The 17,936-nt window shown below is 34.4% G+C and carries 11 protein-coding genes; 7 read left to right on the top strand and 4 right to left on the bottom strand.

The features are described from left to right. The first annotated feature begins 69 nt into the window (after window positions 1-69). Together GQ47_RS04435 and pbpC are read left to right on the top strand one after the other, a co-directional pair. Entirely contained in the window at window positions 70-5,739 is a 5,670-nt protein-coding gene (locus tag GQ47_RS04435; protein ID WP_035645538.1) for an alpha-2-macroglobulin family protein, read from the top strand. Between the two features lie 130 nt (window positions 5,740-5,869). Further along, on the top strand, window positions 5,870-8,245 hold the full coding sequence (pbpC, locus tag GQ47_RS04430) for a penicillin-binding protein 1C (RefSeq protein WP_035645535.1): 2,376 nt from the start codon (window positions 5,870-5,872) through the stop codon (window positions 8,243-8,245). Window positions 8,246-8,458: 213 nt separating this feature from the next. On the opposite strand, the gene GQ47_RS04420 is transcribed toward pbpC, so the two are convergent. Further along, window positions 8,459-10,003 carry an Rne/Rng family ribonuclease gene (locus GQ47_RS04420; RefSeq protein ID WP_035645529.1) on the bottom strand — a complete coding sequence of 515 codons (1,545 nt, stop codon included), beginning with the start codon at window positions 10,001-10,003 and terminating at the stop codon, window positions 8,459-8,461. A gap of 392 nt (window positions 10,004-10,395) precedes the next feature. Further along, on the bottom strand, window positions 10,396-10,686 hold the full coding sequence (locus tag GQ47_RS04415) for an HU family DNA-binding protein (RefSeq protein ID WP_007805026.1): 291 nt from the start codon (window positions 10,684-10,686) through the stop codon (window positions 10,396-10,398). Window positions 10,687-10,826: 140 nt separating this feature from the next. On the opposite strand from GQ47_RS04415, the gene mutY reads away from it, so the two are divergent. From mutY to gldD, 4 genes are read left to right on the top strand one after another with little or no spacing between them, the layout of a single operon-like run. Next, on the top strand, window positions 10,827-11,873 hold the full coding sequence (mutY, locus tag GQ47_RS04410) for an A/G-specific adenine glycosylase (RefSeq protein WP_035645528.1): 1,047 nt from the start codon (window positions 10,827-10,829) through the stop codon (window positions 11,871-11,873). A 36-nt stretch (window positions 11,874-11,909) separates the two neighbouring features. Continuing rightward, entirely contained in the window at window positions 11,910-12,350 is a 441-nt protein-coding gene (locus GQ47_RS04405) for a single-stranded DNA-binding protein (RefSeq protein WP_026983816.1), read from the top strand. A gap of 23 nt (window positions 12,351-12,373) precedes the next feature. Further along, complete coding sequence (locus GQ47_RS04400; RefSeq protein WP_035645526.1) at window positions 12,374-13,669, top strand: gliding motility-associated protein GldE; 1,296 nt, start codon at window positions 12,374-12,376, stop codon at window positions 13,667-13,669. A gap of 1 nt (window position 13,670) precedes the next feature. After that, window positions 13,671-14,231, top strand: coding sequence for a gliding motility lipoprotein GldD (gene gldD, locus GQ47_RS04395; RefSeq protein WP_035645524.1), 561 nt, complete (start codon window positions 13,671-13,673; stop codon window positions 14,229-14,231). A 59-nt stretch (window positions 14,232-14,290) separates the two neighbouring features. On the opposite strand, the gene GQ47_RS04390 is transcribed toward gldD, so the two are convergent. Beyond that, complete coding sequence (locus tag GQ47_RS04390) at window positions 14,291-14,668, bottom strand: heavy-metal-associated domain-containing protein (protein WP_035645522.1); 378 nt, start codon at window positions 14,666-14,668, stop codon at window positions 14,291-14,293. A gap of 100 nt (window positions 14,669-14,768) precedes the next feature. Here GQ47_RS04390 and GQ47_RS04385 point away from each other — a divergent pair, with 100 nt between their 5' ends. Further along, window positions 14,769-15,635 carry a DMT family transporter gene (locus GQ47_RS04385; protein ID WP_035645519.1) on the top strand — a complete coding sequence of 289 codons (867 nt, stop codon included), beginning with the start codon at window positions 14,769-14,771 and terminating at the stop codon, window positions 15,633-15,635. 241 nt (window positions 15,636-15,876) lie between these two features. Here the strand turns inward: GQ47_RS04385 and GQ47_RS04380 are convergent, their stop codons facing one another. Further along, window positions 15,877-17,925: an insulinase family protein gene (locus GQ47_RS04380; RefSeq protein WP_051951353.1), complete on the bottom strand. Its 2,049-nt coding sequence runs from the start codon at window positions 17,923-17,925 to the stop codon at window positions 15,877-15,879. Between the last annotated feature and the right edge of the window lie 11 nt (window positions 17,926-17,936).

Below are 17,936 nucleotides of genomic sequence, written 5' to 3'. Positions count from 1 at the left end.
TGTAACAGTCAAATGTTAAAATGTTCTCTGATTTCTTTAAAAATTGTAACCCATTAACTCTAAATAAAAGTGAAAGCAAAAGGATTAGTTCTCGTGTTTTGTGTGTTTTTTATTTTTCAATCTTGCGGCCGAAAATCAGCAGCCGATTTTAATTCCGATTTTTCATTATTTAAAGAGTATATAGTCAGTTTCACCGGAGGAATAGTCTCGGCGGAATCAGATATTAGGGTGGTTTTGGCTTTTGATAAAAAAGATTGGAAAGCCAATCAGGTTTTAGACAGCGATTTATTTGATATTTCGCCAAGCGTCGATGGAAAAGTGGTTGCACTTTCGCCAAATACAATTGCTTTTATTCCAGAAAAAAAGTTGAAACCCGGTACCGAATATCAGGTGACTTTAAAGCTGGATAAAATTATTACACTTCCAAAAGAGAAAGAAAAAACACTTTCTGAATTCAATTTTACAGTCAAAACCATAAAGCAGGATTTTACAATCAATACGGCCGATATTCAGTCGTATAGTAAAGAATATCAGTATTTGAATTGTGTTTTAAAAACTGCAGATAATATTGATATTGAAACAGCTAAAAAATTAGTCGAGGCCAAACAAAAAGGGAATAATCTTAAAGTCAAATTTGAGCAAAAGTCAGGTTTTGGTAAAGAATTTCGTTTTATTATCGACAGTATTCAGCGTTATTCTGAAGCTTCAAATTTGGAAATTTTATATGATGGAAGTGATTTTGATATCGAACAAAAAGGACAAATTGATTTTCCGATTACCAACATAAATGAATTTAAAATTGTAAAAGTTGAAGTTCCGGATGGAAGTAATCAGTCGGTTTTAATTAATTTTTCGGAGCCTTTGGAAAAAGGACAAGATTTTAAAGGTTTGGTTTCGATTCAGAACACCAATAATTTAAAATTTTCAACTCAGGGAAATTTGCTGAAAGTTTATTTTAATAATGAAAAAGAAGCCCCCGCAAAAAAAGAAGTTGTAGTTCCAGTTGAAGAAACGGCGGTTTCACTTGTTGATTCGGCGGCTGTTATAGTAGATAGCGCTGCTGCAGCTGTTTCTGAACCAGTAGAAGTGGTTCAGGAAGAAGAATCGGAGCCAGAACAAATTACGGTGGGAGATTTATTGATTGAAGTTTTTCAGGGAATCGAAAGTCAGTACGGTAAAAAAATGGATGCCAATTATTCTGAAAAAATTTCTTTTGATCAGATAAAACCAAATGTCCGATTTATTAAAAACGGAACAATCTTACCGAGTTCAAACAATTTGAAACTAAATTTTGAGGCTGTAAACCTAAGTGCAGTTGACGTAAAAGTGTATAAAATTTACAAAAACAATATTCTTCAGTTTCTTCAGTATAATGAATTAAATGGAGGCCAAAATCTCAAGAAAGTTGCACAACCCATCGCCAAAACAACGCTGAATTTAATTGAAAGCAAACTTATAAATCCGAGTAAATGGAACACTTTTGCATTGGATTTATCCAAAATAATTACGCCAGAACCAGGAGCAATTTATAGAGTAGAATTTGTTTTTAAAAAGAAATACTCTTTGTATAAATGTGAAACTTCTGAAGGAAATGATGATGAAACAGAGGAAGAAGAAGTTGACGAAAATGATGTGAATTACAGCGGCAACTCTTATGACGATTATTATTATGATGATTATGAATGGAGAGAAAGTCAGGATCCTTGCTCAAGTTCTTATTATTACAGCGCAAAAATTGCAACAAATATTTTAGCTTCAGATTTAGGTGTGATAGCTAAAAGAGGGGAAAACAAATCGTATTTATTTGCTGTGAATAATATTGTGACGACAAAACCAGTTTCAAATGCGCGAGTTGATTTGTATAATTTCCAACAGCAGAAAATTGGAACTCAAGCAACAAGTAGTGAAGGAATTGCTTCTTTTCAACTAGATAAGTTTGCCTATTTTGCGATTGTAACTTTAGGACAACAATCTACTTATGTGAAACTTGATGACGGACTTTCATTATCTGTAAGTAATTTTGATGTGGCAGGAGAGACTTTGCAAAAAGGCTTAAAAGGATTTATTTATGGCGAACGAGGCGTTTGGCGTCCGGGCGATAATTTGTATTTGTCTTTTATTTTAAATGATGCTTCGAATAAATTGCCAAAATCACATCCGATTAAATTCCGATTAAATGATCCGAACGGAAAAACGGTTTATCAAACAGTTCAAAAAACAAACGAACTGAATCATTATGCTTTCACAGTTCCAACAAATCAAGATGCGCCAACAGGAAATTGGGAAGCAATGGTAAGCGTGGGCGGAGCTAAATTTTACAAAAGCATTAAGATTGAAACGATTAAACCCAACCGTTTAAAAATTAAAAATACGTTTAGCAGAAAAACGCTTTCATCATCTTATCCAAACACAGATAATCTTGAAGTGACTTGGCTTCACGGAGCAATTGCAAAGAATTTGAATGTTGAAATGCAAGCGAAATTCTCTCAGCAGACAACTACTTTCAAAGGTTATGAAAAATTTACTTTTGATGATTTGGTTCGTCAATTCAATACTGAAGAAATTAATGTTTTCTCAGGGAAATTGAATGAAAACGGGAAAGCATCAGTAAACATTCAGCCAAAATTGCAAGGTCAGGCGCCGGGAATGCTTCGCGCTTCATTCATCACAAAAGTATATGAAGAAGGAGGAGATTTCAGTACTGATGTAATTTCTACGACTTATTCTCCGTATAAAACCTATGTCGGAATTAAAGCGCCAGAATTAAACAAGTACAATATGCTTGAAACAAGAACTAATAATCGTTTTGATATTGTGACAGTTGATGAAAACGGAAGACCAAAATCAGTTCGAAATTTAGAAGTAAAAGTGTTTAAAGTTGATTGGCGCTGGTGGTGGGATGCTTCAAGTGATAATTTATCGAATTATAATTCTTCGAACGCGACGACTTCATATAAAACTTTTATAGTTAATACGGATTCAAGTGGAAAAGGAAATATTCAGTTTGCTTTAACTGATGAAGAATGGGGCCGTTATTTAATTCGTGTTTCTGATAATCCAGATGGACACGCAACTGCTTTGACTGTAAATATTGATTGGCCAATCTGGTCTGGAAAAACGCGCAATAGAGATGCCTCAACAGCAAATATGTTGGTGTTTTCTACAGATAAGAAAAATTATGCAGTTGGAGAAAAAGCACAGATTTCTTTCCCTTCAAGCGAAGGCGGACGTGCATTGATTTCAATTGAAAACGGATCAAAAGTAGTACAGACAATTTGGGCCGAAACTAAAAATGGAGAAACCAAAGTGGAAGTCCCAATTACAGGAGCAATGGCACCAAACGTATATTTTAATATTACATTATTACAGCCTCATGCTTCAACCAAAAATGATTCCCCAATTCGTATGTACGGAATTGTTCCGATTGAAGTTGTAGATAAAAATACGATTCTGGCACCGACAATCTCAATGCCAGATGTTTTGAAACCAGAACAAGCTTTTACAGTGAAAGTTGGTGAAAAATCAGGTAAAGAGATGACTTATACAATTGCAGTTGTCGATGAAGGGCTTTTAGACTTAACCCGTTTTAAAACACCAAATGCTTGGGACAGTTTTTATGTTCGTGAAGCTCTTGGCGTAAAAACTTGGGACGTTTACGATGATGTAATTGGCGCTTATGGCGGAAAAATAAATCAGATTTTCAGTATTGGTGGTGATCAGGATTTAGGAGGCGGAAAAGCTAAAAAAGCAAATCGTTTTAAACCAGTTGTGTTGTATTACGGACCTTTTAAATTAGGAAAAGGGCAAACAAAATCGCATCAATTAAAATTGCCAAAATATATTGGTTCAGTTCGAACAATGGTTGTTGCTGGAGATGCTGCAACAAGTGCTTATGGAAGTGTGGAGAAAGCAACGCCAGTAAAAAGTCCGCTTATGGTTTTGGCTTCTTTGCCGAGAAAAATTTCACCTTCGGAAAAAGTAACGCTTCCGGTAACGGTGTTTGCAACGGAGAACAAAATCAAAAATGTTTCAATTCAAATTAAAACAAGCAACGGATTGAAAGTAATGGGAAGTGCTGTTCAGAAACTAAGTTTTGCACAACCAGACGAAAAAATGGCTTATTTTAATTTAGTTGTAGGATCTGCAACAGGAATTGCAAAAGTTCAGGTAATTGCTACTTCGGGAAGTGAGAAATCAGTTTATGATGTTGAAATTGATATGACAAATCCTAATCCGGTTACGAGTACTTTTACAGATCTTGTTTTAACACCAAATAGTTCAAAAACAATTTCGTGGAAAACCTTTGGAGTCGCGGGAAGCAACAAAGCAAGATTAGAAGTTTCGTCAATGCCGTCAATGAATTTGAATGGAAGATTGCAATTTTTAATTCAATATCCTCATGGTTGTGTGGAGCAGACAACTTCATCTGTTTTTCCACAATTGTACTTAGGCGATGTGGCTGATATTGATGCAATTCGTAAAGGATTAATCCAAAAAAATATAACTGCTGGAATTGCGAGATTAGGTAATTTCCAATTGTCGAACGGCGGAATGCCTTACTGGCAAGGAAATGCAATAGCTGATGATTGGGGAACTTCATATGCTGGACATTTCTTGATTGAAGCAGAGAAAAAAGGATATGTGTTGCCAATAAACTTCAAATCTAAATGGTTGTCGTATCAGCAGAAAGAATCGAAACAATGGCGTTTTGAACCGAAATATGGAAATGATTTGGCACAGGCGTATCGTTTGTACACATTGGCTTTAGCCGGAAATGCCGATTTATCTTCAATGAATAGATTGCGCGAAACTAAAGGCATTTCGAATGAAAGTATGCTTCGATTAGCCGCAGCTTATGTTTTAGCAGGTCAGAAATCAGCGGGACAAAGCTTGTTCTTACGTACAAGTATTGATGGAAGTTCAGACGGCTATAGCTATTACTATTATGGTTCAAGCGAAAGAAACAGAGCAATGGCTTTAGAGACGATGCTTCTTTTGGATCAGAAACAAAAAGCATTTGCAACCGCGACTAAGTTAGCTAAAGAAATGTCGGCCAATCAATGGATGAGTACACAGACAACGGCATATTGCTTGTATGCAATGTCGAAATTTGCAGTAAGCAATGGTCCAAAGGGAATTAATATTCAGTTTAGTAAAAACGGAAAAGGAGAAACGATTAATACTCAAAAATCAGTTGCAGATCGTAGTCTTTCTGTTGCTTCTGGTATAAACAGTATTACATTGAAAAACAATAAAGCGAATATAGTTTATGTTCGTGTGCTGAATACTGGAATATTACCAATCGGACAGGAAAATGTGGTTCAAAATGATGTTTCTGCAACTATTGTTTTCAAAAACAGAAAAGGAAGTGTTATTAATGTTTCTAAAATAAGTCAGGGAACTGAGTTTATTGCTGAAGTTACGATTAAAAACCAAAGAGGAGAAAGTATTCAGAATGTTGCCTTATCTCAAATTCTGCCTTCCGGATTTGAAATTGTAAATACTCGTTTCACCGATTATGGAGATGCTGTAAACAATATTGCAGATTATATTGATATTCGCGATGACAGAACTAATTTCTACTTTGGAATGAAATCTAGAGAAACCAAAGTTTTCAGAATTCTGTTAAATGCATCTTATTTAGGAAACTATTACTTGCCAGGTTTGCAGTGTGAAGCCATGTATGATAATACTTTCTTAGCAAGAACAAAAGGATTCTGGGTTGAGGTGGTGAAGTAAAATAGATGGTCCACGGATGTTACGGATTTAGACGGATTTACACTGGTTTTAGTTTTTTCAGATTTGATAAAAAAAGATCTGTGTAAATCCGTCTAAATCTGTGTGATCCGCGGGCTAAAATTCAAAAGTCTTGAAAAATAAATTGAAAGCGTTTCTTCAACGCATTATAAACTGGATAAAAAGAAACAAAATTAAATCGGCAATTGCATTTCTGCTCTTGCTGATTTACTGTTTTTCTATACCACGAACTTTGTTCAAAGAGCCTTATTCAACTGTGATTGAAAGCAAAGAAGGAGAATTGCTCGGGGCTAAAATCGCTCGTGACGGGCAATGGCGTTTTCCGGCACAAGATAGTGTTCCTGATAAATTCAAAAAATGTATTGTTTATTTTGAAGACGAGTATTTCTATAAACATCCCGGATTTAATCCCGGAGCGATGATGAATGCCTTTAAACAAAACAGAAAAGCTGGAAAGGTAGTTAGAGGAGGAAGCACCTTAACACAGCAAGTAATTAGGCTTTCGCGAAAAGGAAAAAACAGAACGTATTTTGAAAAACTGATAGAAATTATTCTCGCTACCCGATTAGAATTAGGTTATTCTAAAAATGAAATTCTCGAAATGTATGCTGCTCATGCGCCGTTTGGAGGAAATGTTGTGGGATTAGAAATGGCTTCGTGGCGTTATTTTGGTGTTCAGGCCAATCAATTATCTTGGGCAGAAAATGCTGTTTTGGCCGTGTTGCCAAATGCTCCAAGTTTAATTTATCCTGGAAAAAATCAAATAAAATTACTGAACAAGAGAAACCGACTTTTATTAAAATTACATCAGGAAGGGATAATCGATAAACAGACATATGAACTTTCGATAGAAGAGCCTCTTCCTCAAAAACCGTATGATTTACCTCAAATTGCTCCACATTTGCTTCAAAGAGTGGCTAAAAATGAAGAAGGTACAAGAGTAAAAACAACAATTGATTATGCTTTGCAGAATAGAATTAATCAGATTGCAAGATATTATTACAATCAATGCAAACAGAATGAAGTGCATAATCTGGCTATTTTGGTAATAGATGTTCAAAACAGAAATGTAATGAGTTATGTTGGAAATTCTCCAGCCGATGCAGATCATCAAAAAGATGTTGATATTATTGATGCGCCAAGAAGTACAGGAAGTATTTTGAAACCACTTTTATACGGTGCGATGCTTGATGACGGTGAATTACTTCCAAATACTTTAATTGCTGATATCCCAACGCAAATTTCTGGTTATACACCGCAAAATTTTAATCTTACTTTTGATGGCGCAGTTCCGGCACATCGGGCATTATCACGTTCATTAAATATTCCAGCGGTCTTGATGCTGCAGGATTTTGGCGTAAATAAATTTTATGAAGAATTGCAGAAATTCAAATTAAAGAACATCAACAAAACACCAGATCATTACGGTTTATCGCTTATTTTGGGAGGTGCAGAAAGTAATTTGTGGGATTTATGTAGAACCTATGCAAATCTTTCTTCTACGGTTAATTATTTCAATAGAAACAATGGTAAATATCGAACTAATGAATTTGCAGAATTAAATTATAAAAATGATTTTAAACCCGATTTTGGATCAGAAACTGATCAAAAGAATATTTTGGGTGCAGGATCAATTTGGCTGACTTATAACGCAATGGAAGAGGTAAACAGGCCAGAAGGAGATGAGGCTTGGAAGTTTTATGACAGTTCGCTGAAAATTGCATGGAAAACAGGAACAAGTTTTGGGAATCGAGATGCTTGGGCAATTGGAACCAATTCAAGATATGTAGTTGGGATTTGGGTTGGAAATGCAACCGGAGAAGGAAGACCAACATTGACAGGAGTAACTAGCGCAGCACCAATATTATTTGACGTTTTTAATTTACTTCCTAGACAAAGATGGTTTGATACGCCTTACAAAGATTTAGCCGAAGTTGAAGTTTGCCGTTTAAGTGGTTATTTGGCAAAAGATAATTGCCCCAAAATCAAGCAATGGATTCCTAAAAAAGGAAAATCGACTAAAGTTTGTCCGTATCATAAAGCCATTCATTTAGATAAAACTGAACAATTTCAGGTTAATAGCAGCTGCGAAAGTATAGATAATATTGTGACTAAAAATTGGTTTGTTCTGCCTCCGGTTATGGCTTGGTATTACAAAAGCCAACATATTGAATATTTGCCTTTACCGCCATTTAAAGAAGGTTGTGAAGGAACACAAAGCACCACAATGGATTTTATTTATCCAAAAGCAAATAGTAAAATCTATTTAACGAAGGATTTTAATAGTAATGTTCAGCCTGTAATTTTAAAAGTTGCTTATTCTGAAAGAGATAAAGAATTGTTCTGGTATGTTGATGACGTTTATAAAGCTACAACAAAAACATTTCATGAATTACCCATTACGGCAACAACAGGAATACATTATATTACAGTTGTAGATGCTTCTGGGAATGAGATTAGACGCAAAATTGAAATTGTGAGGGAATAAAATTAAAAAGGAAATAAATAATTATTTCGTTATGAAAGCATTGTTTGTCAGGCTGAGCGAAGTCGAAGACCAAGTGCCAATTGGAGCGCTCTTCGACTTCGCTCAGGTTGACATCAGTTTTCAGAAATATTGGAAAAAAAAATTCGTGAATTCGTGGCTATTAAAAAAAGGCACAAAAAAACCGCCAATCTTTCGAAAGGCGGTTTTGTTTTTTTATTCTGAAATAACATTTCCTTTTTTATCATAGAAATGGTATTCTAAGTACGTGTAAGCGTCACGAGGTATGATTTTCACCCATTTCTTATGTTCAAAAAACCATTTTGAACGTAATGATGGAAAACCTTTGCTGAGGTATGCAGCCACAAACGGATGTGTATTTAACACAACTTTATTGTGGGTTTTTAAAAGTCTTTCTAAGTCAGAGGTGATCTTGTCAATTATTAATATTGGCGCTTCAATTTCGCCATTGACTTTATTAGGATCTTCTTCTCTGGTTTTGATATTAACTTCTGGTCTTACGCGCTGTCTTGTAATCTGAACAAGTCCAAATTTACTTGGCGGTAATATTTTATGCTTTGCTTTATCGTCGCTCATTTCTTCTCGCAAGAAGTCGAACAAAACTTTCCTGTTTTCTGGATTAGACATATCGATAAAATCAACTACGATAATTCCGCCCATATCTCGCAGACGAAGTTGTCTTGCGATTTCTGCAGCGGCAATCATATTTACTTCCATGGCTGTGTCTTCCTGGTTGGTTGCTTTGTTTGAACGGTTTCCGCTGTTGACGTCAATAACGTGCAACGCTTCAGTGTGTTCAATGATAAGATAAGCACCTTTACTCATGGAAACGGTACGTCCAAAAGAAGTTTTGATTTGTCTCTCTATATTGTATTTCTCGAAAATCGGAGTGTCATTTGATTGATAAAACTTAACAATCGATTGTTTTGAAGGTGCAATTTCTTGCAGATATTCCTTCGTTTGATGGTACAACTCTTCGTCATCTATTTGAATACCGCTGAAGGTATCATTGAATACATCTCTTAATATTGAAGAAGCTCTGTTAAGCTCTCCTAATACTTTTGATGGATGATGAGCAGTTGGTAATTTTTTACACATTGCAGACCATCTGCCAAGCAGGTTCTGCAAATCTTTTTCTAATTCGGCTACGTTTTTGCCTTCGGCTACTGTACGAACAATAACACCAAATCCTTTAGGTTTGATCGATAGAACAAGTTTTTTTAGACGATCCTTTTCTTTTTTGTCTTCTATTTTTTGAGAAATAGAAACACGATCAGAAAAAGGAACTAGAACGATAAATCTTCCGGCAAGAGAAAGCTCAGCACTTATTCTTGGACCCTTGGTCGATATAGGTTCTTTAACTACTTGAACTAAGACAGATTGATTGGCACTTAAAATATCAGTAATGATGCCATCTTTGTCAATCTCTTTTTCAAACTGAAAGGTTTTTAGGGAGAAATCTTTTATTTTACCTGCGCTTACAAGTTTTATGAATTTCAGTTGGGAAGCTAAATTTGGACCCAAATCGTGATAATGTAAAAAGGCATCTTTTTCGAAACCTACATTCACAAAAGCAGCGTTAAGTCCGGCAACTGGTTTTCTGATTTTGGCAATAAAAATATCACCAACCTGAAAGTTGCTTTTTTCTTCTTCTTTGTGTAATTCAATTAGTTTTCCATCTTTTAATAAGGCAAAATCTACTGCTTCAGAACTAGATCTAATGATTAATTCTTTATTCACACTGTAAATTTTTATCCAGACTTTTAGTTTCAGGTTTTAGGTTTCAAGTTTCAAGTTTTACAACTCATAACTCAAAGCTCATAACTCATAACTGAATTGTAAGGATGGATTAAACAATATTTTTAACAGGTATTAACCCGGTGAAAAGAAGATTAGTAGAGAATTGAGTAAAGAGAATAGACTTTTTGTTGTCTATATTCTATTTTCTTTTCTCTTTCATCTTTTTTCAATTTCAATGAACGTTTAAAAAGAAAAAAGTAGTTTAAAACTACTTTTTCTTTTTGTGACGGTTAGCTCTCGCTCTTTTTTTACGTTTGTGAGTAGCTACCTTATGTCTCTTTCTTTTTTTACCACTTGGCATATCGTGTCAGATTTTATGTTAATTAATAGTATTATTTTGCTTCGTTGTTCGTTTTTACTCCTTCTACAAAAACTTTTGCAGGCTTAAACGCAGGGATGTTGTGTGCTGGAATTTTGATAGTTGTGTTTTTAGAAATGTTTCTACCAGTCTTTTCAGCTCTTGTTTTAACGATAAAGCTTCCGAAACCTCTTAGGTAAACATTGTCACCAGTTTCTAATGAAGTCTTAACTTCTTCCATAAAAGTTTCTACTGTTGCTTGAACATCTCCTTTTTCAAGACCAAGTTTCTCTGAAATTTTCGCTACGATATCTGCTTTCGTCATTTTCTTTCCTATTTTATTTTATAAATGATGTACTATTTTTTTGAGTTTGCAAATATAGGAATTAAAAAAATAATTAATCAAGCTAAATCGTTAAATTTTAATTACATAAACATTTACTTTTGTTTTCTAAGTATTTTTCAATGGATTTTTATAACGTACTGATAAATTGGTATTTACAAAACAAACGCGATTTGCCATGGCGTAAAACGGCCGATCCTTACCTGATTTGGCTCTCAGAAATTATGCTTCAGCAGACTCGTGTCGCTCAAGGAATGCCTTATTTTTTTGCATTTACAAAGGAATTTCCTACTGTTTTTGATTTGGCAAATGCCTCAGAAGAGCAAGTTTTGAAACTTTGGCAGGGATTGGGGTACTATTCTCGTGCTCGAAATTTGCATAACACAGCTCAATATGTAGCAAATGAGCTCAATGGCGTTTTTCCGGAAAATTATAAAAGTTTGTTACAATTAAAAGGAGTAGGAGAATATACTGCCGCCGCGATTGCATCTTTCTCTTATAATGAAGCTGTTCCTGTTGTTGATGGAAATGTTTTCAGAGTACTTTCTCGTTATTTTGATATAGAGTCCGATATTGCATTGCCAGCGACTAAAAAAGAGTTCGCCGAATTGGCTTCTGAATTAATGCCGAAAGATAATCCAGCAATCTTCAATCAGGCCATAATGGAATTTGGTGCTTTGCAATGCGTACCGAAAAGTCCTAATTGTATGGTTTGTGTTTTTAACGAAAGTTGTGCCGCATTGCAAAAAAAGAAAGTAGCCGATTTGCCGGTAAAATTGAAAAAGACAAAAGTCACAAATCGTTACTTTAATTATTTGGTTTTAGAAGATATTATAGGTAATACATTAATCCAAAAAAGAACGGCTAAAGGAATTTGGCATAATTTATATGAATTCCCTCTTTTTGAAACGGATGAAATTGTGGGTTTTGAAGCAGTATCAAAAGCGGTGCAAAAAGACATTTTTCCTTCTTATACTATTATAGGCATAGAAGAATGTGCAGAAACTACTGTTGTACACAAACTTTCACACCAACACCTTCATATACAGTTCTGGAAGGTTAAAATTAATTCTGAAATAGAGAATGGTTTGAGTTCCAGTGAGTTAAAAACGTTTCCTTTTCCAATTGTGATTTATAATTTTATTGAAAAGCAAGAAATAAATTGCTAAAAAAATGTATCTTTGGGAGAAATACTACCAAAAACTATGAACGGAACATTAAATAAGGTGATGCTAATTGGCCATTTAGGTGATGATGTAAAAATGCATTATTTTGATGGAGGAAACTGCATAGGACGTTTTCAGTTAGCTACAAATGAAGTTTACATTAATAAAACCACTAATGAAAAAATAACTTCGACGGAGTGGCATAATTTAGTTGTACGAAACAAAGCTGCTGAAATTTGTGAAAAATATTTATCAAAAGGAGATAAAATTTATGTCGAAGGACGTATAAAATCCCGTCAATGGCAGGCAGAAGACGGTACGACAAAATATACTACAGAAATTCAGGTTACAGAGTTTACTTTCCTGACAACCAAAAAAGAAACCGGAAATCATAAGCCACATCAGGATCAGGAATCGGCAAAAAATACTAACTTTGACGCTTCGAACGAAAGCTTGCCTATAAACGACTTGCCTTTCTGATTGTTTAACTAATCTTTTTTAATTTGGACCCAGAGCCCAGTTTACTTTTATCTACAACTTTAGACATCAATTTAATAATTGGTTTTGTCGGAATATTTATTTTGCTGTTTTTATCAGCCATTGTTTCAGGTGCCGAAGTCGCTCTTTTTTCTTTGTCTCAAAAAGACATTGATGAAGCACTGAACGAAAATCTTTCAAAAGGAAAAATCATTTCAAATCTTTTAGATAAGCCGAAGAAATTGCTGGCAACCCTTTTAGTCGCTAATAATTTTCTGAATATCGGAGTTGTTATTCTGTTTTCGTTTATTGGCAGAAATATTTTTTCTCATATCACTTCGCCTGCTTTTAAATTCTTTTTAGAAGTAGTTTTGGTCACTTTTCTGATATTATTATTTGCAGAAGTATTGCCGAAGGTTTACGCCAGCCGAAACAATTTAAAATTCGCAAAACGTGTTGCTTATCCCATCGCTTTTTTAGATAAATTACTTTCGCCAATAAGTTTGCCGATGCGCGCTGTTACCTTATATTTGCAGCGTAAATTAGGGAAACAGAAAAACAGTTTTTCAATAAATCAGATTTCGCAGGCCTTGGAGCTTACAGATTCTGAAGGAACGTCAACCGAAGAACAGAAAATATTAGAAGGAATTGTTTCTTTCGGAAATACAGATACCAAGCAGGTTATGAGTCCGAGGATTGATATTTTTGCTTTGGAAATTTCAGAAACATTTGCAGAAATTTATTCTAAAATTATTGAAAGTGGTTTTTCAAGAATTCCGATTTATAGAGATAATATTGATCAGATTGAAGGCGTTTTGTTTGTAAAAGATTTACTGCCTCATATTGACAAAGAAGAATTTGACTGGACTACATTAATGAGAGAAGCGTTTTTTGTTCCCGAGAATAAAAAATTGGATAATTTATTAAAGGATTTTCAGAGTCTTAAAAGCCATTTGGCAATTGTAGTTGATGAGTATGGAGGAACGTCAGGTTTGGTTTCTTTAGAAGATGTAATTGAAGAAATAGTAGGAGATATCAGTGATGAGTTTGATGATGAAAATCTGAATTTCTCGCAGATTGATGAAAAGAATTTTCTTTTTGAAGGAAAAATCAACCTGAAAGATTTTTACAGAATTGTAGATGTTGATGAAGATGTTTTTGATGCACGCAAAGGTGAGGCCGAAACATTGGCGGGATTTATCCTGGAAATCTTAGGAAATTTTCCGAAAAAAGATCAAAAAATAGCTTTTGAAAACTGTGTTTTTACAATTGAAACGGTTGACAAAAAGCGTGTAAAACAAATAAAAGTAACGATAGATTAAGATGTTAAAAAAGATAATTTCAACGGCAGTAATTTTACTGACTCTAACTGTGGTAAGCTGTAAAGATGACGTTTTGCCAAAACCGTCAAGTTTTCTGCGTTTGGATTATCCGGAAGCAAAATATGTTCATTTTGAAAATACTTGTCCGTTTGTTTTTGATATGAATGAAGCGGCAATTATTAAAGGTGAAAAAGATTGCGGATTTGCGATTACGTATCCAAAAATGAAAGCCACAATTTATCTGACTTATAAACCTGTTCACGGAGATATTAATAAGCTTTTAAAAGATGCTCAAAAATTGACATACGAGCACGTTATCAAAGCCGATGATATTTTAGAACAACCGTATCTTAATCCTCAAAAGAAAGTATACGGAATGTTTTATCAAGTTGATGGAAACGCCGCCACAAACTCACAATTTTATGTTACAGACAGTACAAAACACTTTTTAATCGGTTCGGTTTATTTTTATGCAAAACCGAATTTTGATTCTGTTATGCCGGCGGCGAGTTATATTAAAAATGATATGCAGCGTTTGATGGAAACGATAAAATGGAAATAAAAGATATTAAAAAAGGCGTTCAAATTTGAACGCCTTTTTTAATTATATGATTTCAGGATTTAAGACTTAAAATTCGAAACTTTATACGTTTTTCCATCTCCGGTTCCTTGAACAATTCTAGTTAAAGATTCTTGATTTTGGATTGTTTTGTCAAAAGTTACAGTTGCTATTTTTTTGTCAAAATCAACAGTTGCTTTTTCAACGCCATCAAGATTTGATAATTCTTTTTCAATTGTTTTGGCACATCCCATTACGCAAGTCATTCCTTCAATTTCGAAACTTGCTGTTTGTACGTTTTCGGCAGCAATTGCTTTGTGTTCTTTTGAAGTTGTTTCTAATGGTTTTATGTTAGCCAAATTTTTATCTTCTTCTTTCTTGCAGCTAACGAATACTAAACCAGCAATAGTTAATGATGCAAATATTTTAGTGAATTTCATATTTATGATTTTTAAATTGTCAATATGTTTGTTGCAAAATTAATAAAATTCAAGAGGTCAGTTCGTAAAAATAGTACAAATTTGCAGTAAAATGGTGTTTATGGATGCAAAACAATTAAAGTGGGCGTATTTGTTAGTTCTTTCTCTTATTTGGGGAAGTTCTTTTATTTTAATTAAAAGAGGATTGGTAGGTTTAACCGCAATTCAGGTTGGATCTTTCCGAATTATTTTTGCAGCCTTATTTTTGTTGATTGTTGGATTTAGAAGTTTGAAGAAAATTTCGCTTCGCCAATGGAAATTTGTTGCCATAACTTCATTTTTCGGAACCTTTACGCCGGCCTATCTTTTTGCTATTGCAGAAACGGAAGTTGATAGTTCAATTGTAGCGATTTTAAATTCACTTACGCCTTTAAATACATTGGTTTTAGGAATTCTCATTTTCGGAATTCAGTTCCAAAAACGACAAGTATTAGGTGTTTTTGTTGGATTGGTTGGTTGTCTTTTGCTGGTTTTGAGCGGTGCATCAGCGCATCCGGGACAAAACTACTATTATGTGGTTTTGGTTGTAATTGCAACGCTTTGTTATGCAATAAATGTGAATTTGATTAAAAAGTATTTGTCTGATTTAAATTCGCTAAGTATTACAACTGGAAATTTTATGGTTTTGCTTTTGCCTGCATTAATTATTTTGAGCACGACCGATATTTCTCAAAGAATAAATATTGATATCACGCAGCATTCCATATTTTTTGTAATGATTTTAGGGGTTTTAGGAACCGGAATTGCAAATGTTTTGTTCTTTAAATTGATCCAAATATCTTCTCCTGTTTTCGCAACCTCTGTTACTTATTTAATTCCGATTGTTGCTTTCTTCTGGGGATTGTTAGATAATGAAATGCTGACCCCAATTCAGTTTTTTGGAGCATTTATTATTTTGATTGGAGTTTATTTGTCGGCTAAGAAATAAGATTTTTCTAAAATTATAGATAAAGTTGTCATTTCGACCGAAGGGAGAAATCGCACGCGGAATTCGATAAAGATTGGCGACACACAATGTGGAGTTTCTATTGTGATTTCTCCCTTCGGTCGAAATGACAAACTTTATGGACTAATTCAATAAAAAAAAGCTTCGTCAAAGTTTAAACCTTTGACAAAGCCTATTAGAAAAGAAACCTTAGCAACTTAGCGCCTTAGAATCTTAGCATCTCTTAAAGAAAATCCGCATCAGAAACTCCTTCATTTATTTTGATATCAGACATTTTGATATCTAATTCAAAACCAACATTCTGAATTAAATTAAAAGGAACTTTTACACCTTTTACTTCTTTATAATCATTGAAGTTTGTGATTTGCGTAACCGATTTTCCGCCTTGCTCGCGAACTTTAGATTCTGCCACTTTTAATCCAGATTTAATATCGTAGAAATAAGTTGTTTTACCGTCTTTAATTGCATAAGCATCGCTTCCGTTGATAGGTTCAATGCTGTCAACTTTTAAATCAGTTCTTTTTGCTAATTGAAGCTCTTCAAAAGGAGCCGCATTTGCTTTCATTTCTTTTAAATCATCACCTTCTAAATTTTTGCGCTGACCTTGCTGTTCAATATAAGCACCTTTTTCATTTACAACTTGTTTCATCAAACTCATAGTTCCCATAGCTAGCGAAACCATCATTTTTCCTTTTGAATCCAATTTTGAAGTAAAAGTCAGTGGAGTAGGAGCTTGCGGAATAGTCGTGCTTCCATTCATATAAAGCGTTTTTACTGAAGTCACTGCTTTTTCGCCTCCAATTGCTTTAATATAATTTTCGAAAACTGTTTTTGCAGTAACATTCGCAGGAGCTTCTTTTTTAGTTGCTGGTTTTTCAACCGGATTTCCGTATTTATCAAAATAATAAATCGGAATTTGAAGTTTCTCTATACCTGAAATTACATCAGAACCTTTTCCAACAATAACAATTCGCATATTGTCAAGTAGGAAATATTTGTTTGCAACACGATAAATATCATCGGCAGATACATTATTTATTGTTTGAATGTATTTCTCATAGAAATCCGCAGGAAGTTTTTCTGTTTCGATATTTAAAGCATAACGCGCAACAGCCTGAGGTTTTTCAACCTGCATTACAAAGCGCCCAATATATCCGGCTTTTACATTTTTTAAGACATCTTCAGAAACTTTTTCTGTTCTGATTCTTTTGATTTCTTTGATAAATTGAACAACAGCACTGTCTGTAACCGAGTTACGAACAGCAGATGAAGCTTTAAATTTACCAACGTATTTTCCGGTTCCAATACTTGAATTTGCGCCATATGTCCAAGCATGTTGTTCGCGTAAATTCATATTCAAATAACTATTGAAATCACCTCCTAAAATTTGATTTGCAATTACAGCAGGAAAAAAATCAGGATCACTCATTTTTAAGTTTACAGTATTTACCAATGAAATTTCAGACTGAACTGCATTTGGAACATCTACAAAATCAATTTGAAGTTTAGAAGCGTTTTCAGGATTCGGGTAGGTGTTTTTTGGAGCAGACTGTTTTTTCCATCCGCCAAAAAGCTTTTCAACTGAGGTTTTTACATCTTTAAATTTTACATCTCCTATAACAACCAAATAAGCATTTTCTGGAACGAAATACGTATTGTAATTTGTCTGAACATCAGCAAGAGTTACATTTTTCACTGTTTCTTCAGAAAGATATTCTCCAGAAGGATGGTTTTTTCCAAAAGCCAAAACATCAACAACGCGATTTGCAATTGCCGGAACACTTTTTTCTTCGGCCTTTAATCCTTCAATCAATTTTGCTTTTTCTTTGTCGAATTCAGTTTGAGTGAAATTTGGCTGTAAAGCGCCTTCCGCCAAAAGTTCTAAAACGCGTCCAGAATATTTAGAAAGCGAACTCGCAAAAGCGCCTTGTGAAGTAAAGTTGATGTTTGCGCCGTAGAAATCAATTTCTTCGTTAAAAGCTTCTTTAGTTGTTTTTTTGGTTCCGTTTCCAATTAAACTACTGGTTAATTCGTCAACACCTTTTTTGTTGCCTTCGGTAAAAGGGGCGTTGTCTAGTGTTAGATTGAAACTAACTCTTGGTAATTTATGGTTTTCGACAACTAAAACTTTCATGCCGTTTGCCAACACAAAAGTTTGCGGCTTTTTAATGTTGACTACTGGGGCGTTTCCTGGTTTCGGTTGTGGACGATCTTGTGCTATCATAATTCCTGTTAGGAAAAAAAGGATTAAAAAAGGATATATTTTTTTCATGATTCGATACT

The organism is Flavobacterium sp. ASV13, assembly GCF_000745775.1.
Lineage (GTDB): Bacteria > Bacteroidota > Bacteroidia > Flavobacteriales > Flavobacteriaceae > Flavobacterium.
This window is presented reverse-complemented; position numbering and strand designations above follow the sequence as displayed.

Excerpts from the sequence above, each read along its gene's own strand:
- GQ47_RS04415 (WP_007805026.1), bottom strand. The coding sequence starts at position 10,686 with ATGACGAAAGCAGATATCGTAGCGAAAATTTCAGAGAAACTTGGTCTT.
- mutY (WP_035645528.1), top strand. The coding sequence starts at position 10,827 with ATGGATTTTTATAACGTACTGATAAATTGGTATTTACAAAACAAACGC.
- GQ47_RS04405 (WP_026983816.1), top strand. The coding sequence starts at position 11,910 with ATGAACGGAACATTAAATAAGGTGATGCTAATTGGCCATTTAGGTGAT.
- gldD (WP_035645524.1), top strand. The coding sequence starts at position 13,671 with ATGTTAAAAAAGATAATTTCAACGGCAGTAATTTTACTGACTCTAACT.
- GQ47_RS04390 (WP_035645522.1), bottom strand. The coding sequence starts at position 14,668 with ATGAAATTCACTAAAATATTTGCATCATTAACTATTGCTGGTTTAGTA.
- GQ47_RS04385 (WP_035645519.1), top strand. The coding sequence starts at position 14,769 with ATGGATGCAAAACAATTAAAGTGGGCGTATTTGTTAGTTCTTTCTCTT.
- GQ47_RS04380 (WP_051951353.1), bottom strand. The coding sequence starts at position 17,925 with ATGAAAAAAATATATCCTTTTTTAATCCTTTTTTTCCTAACAGGAATT.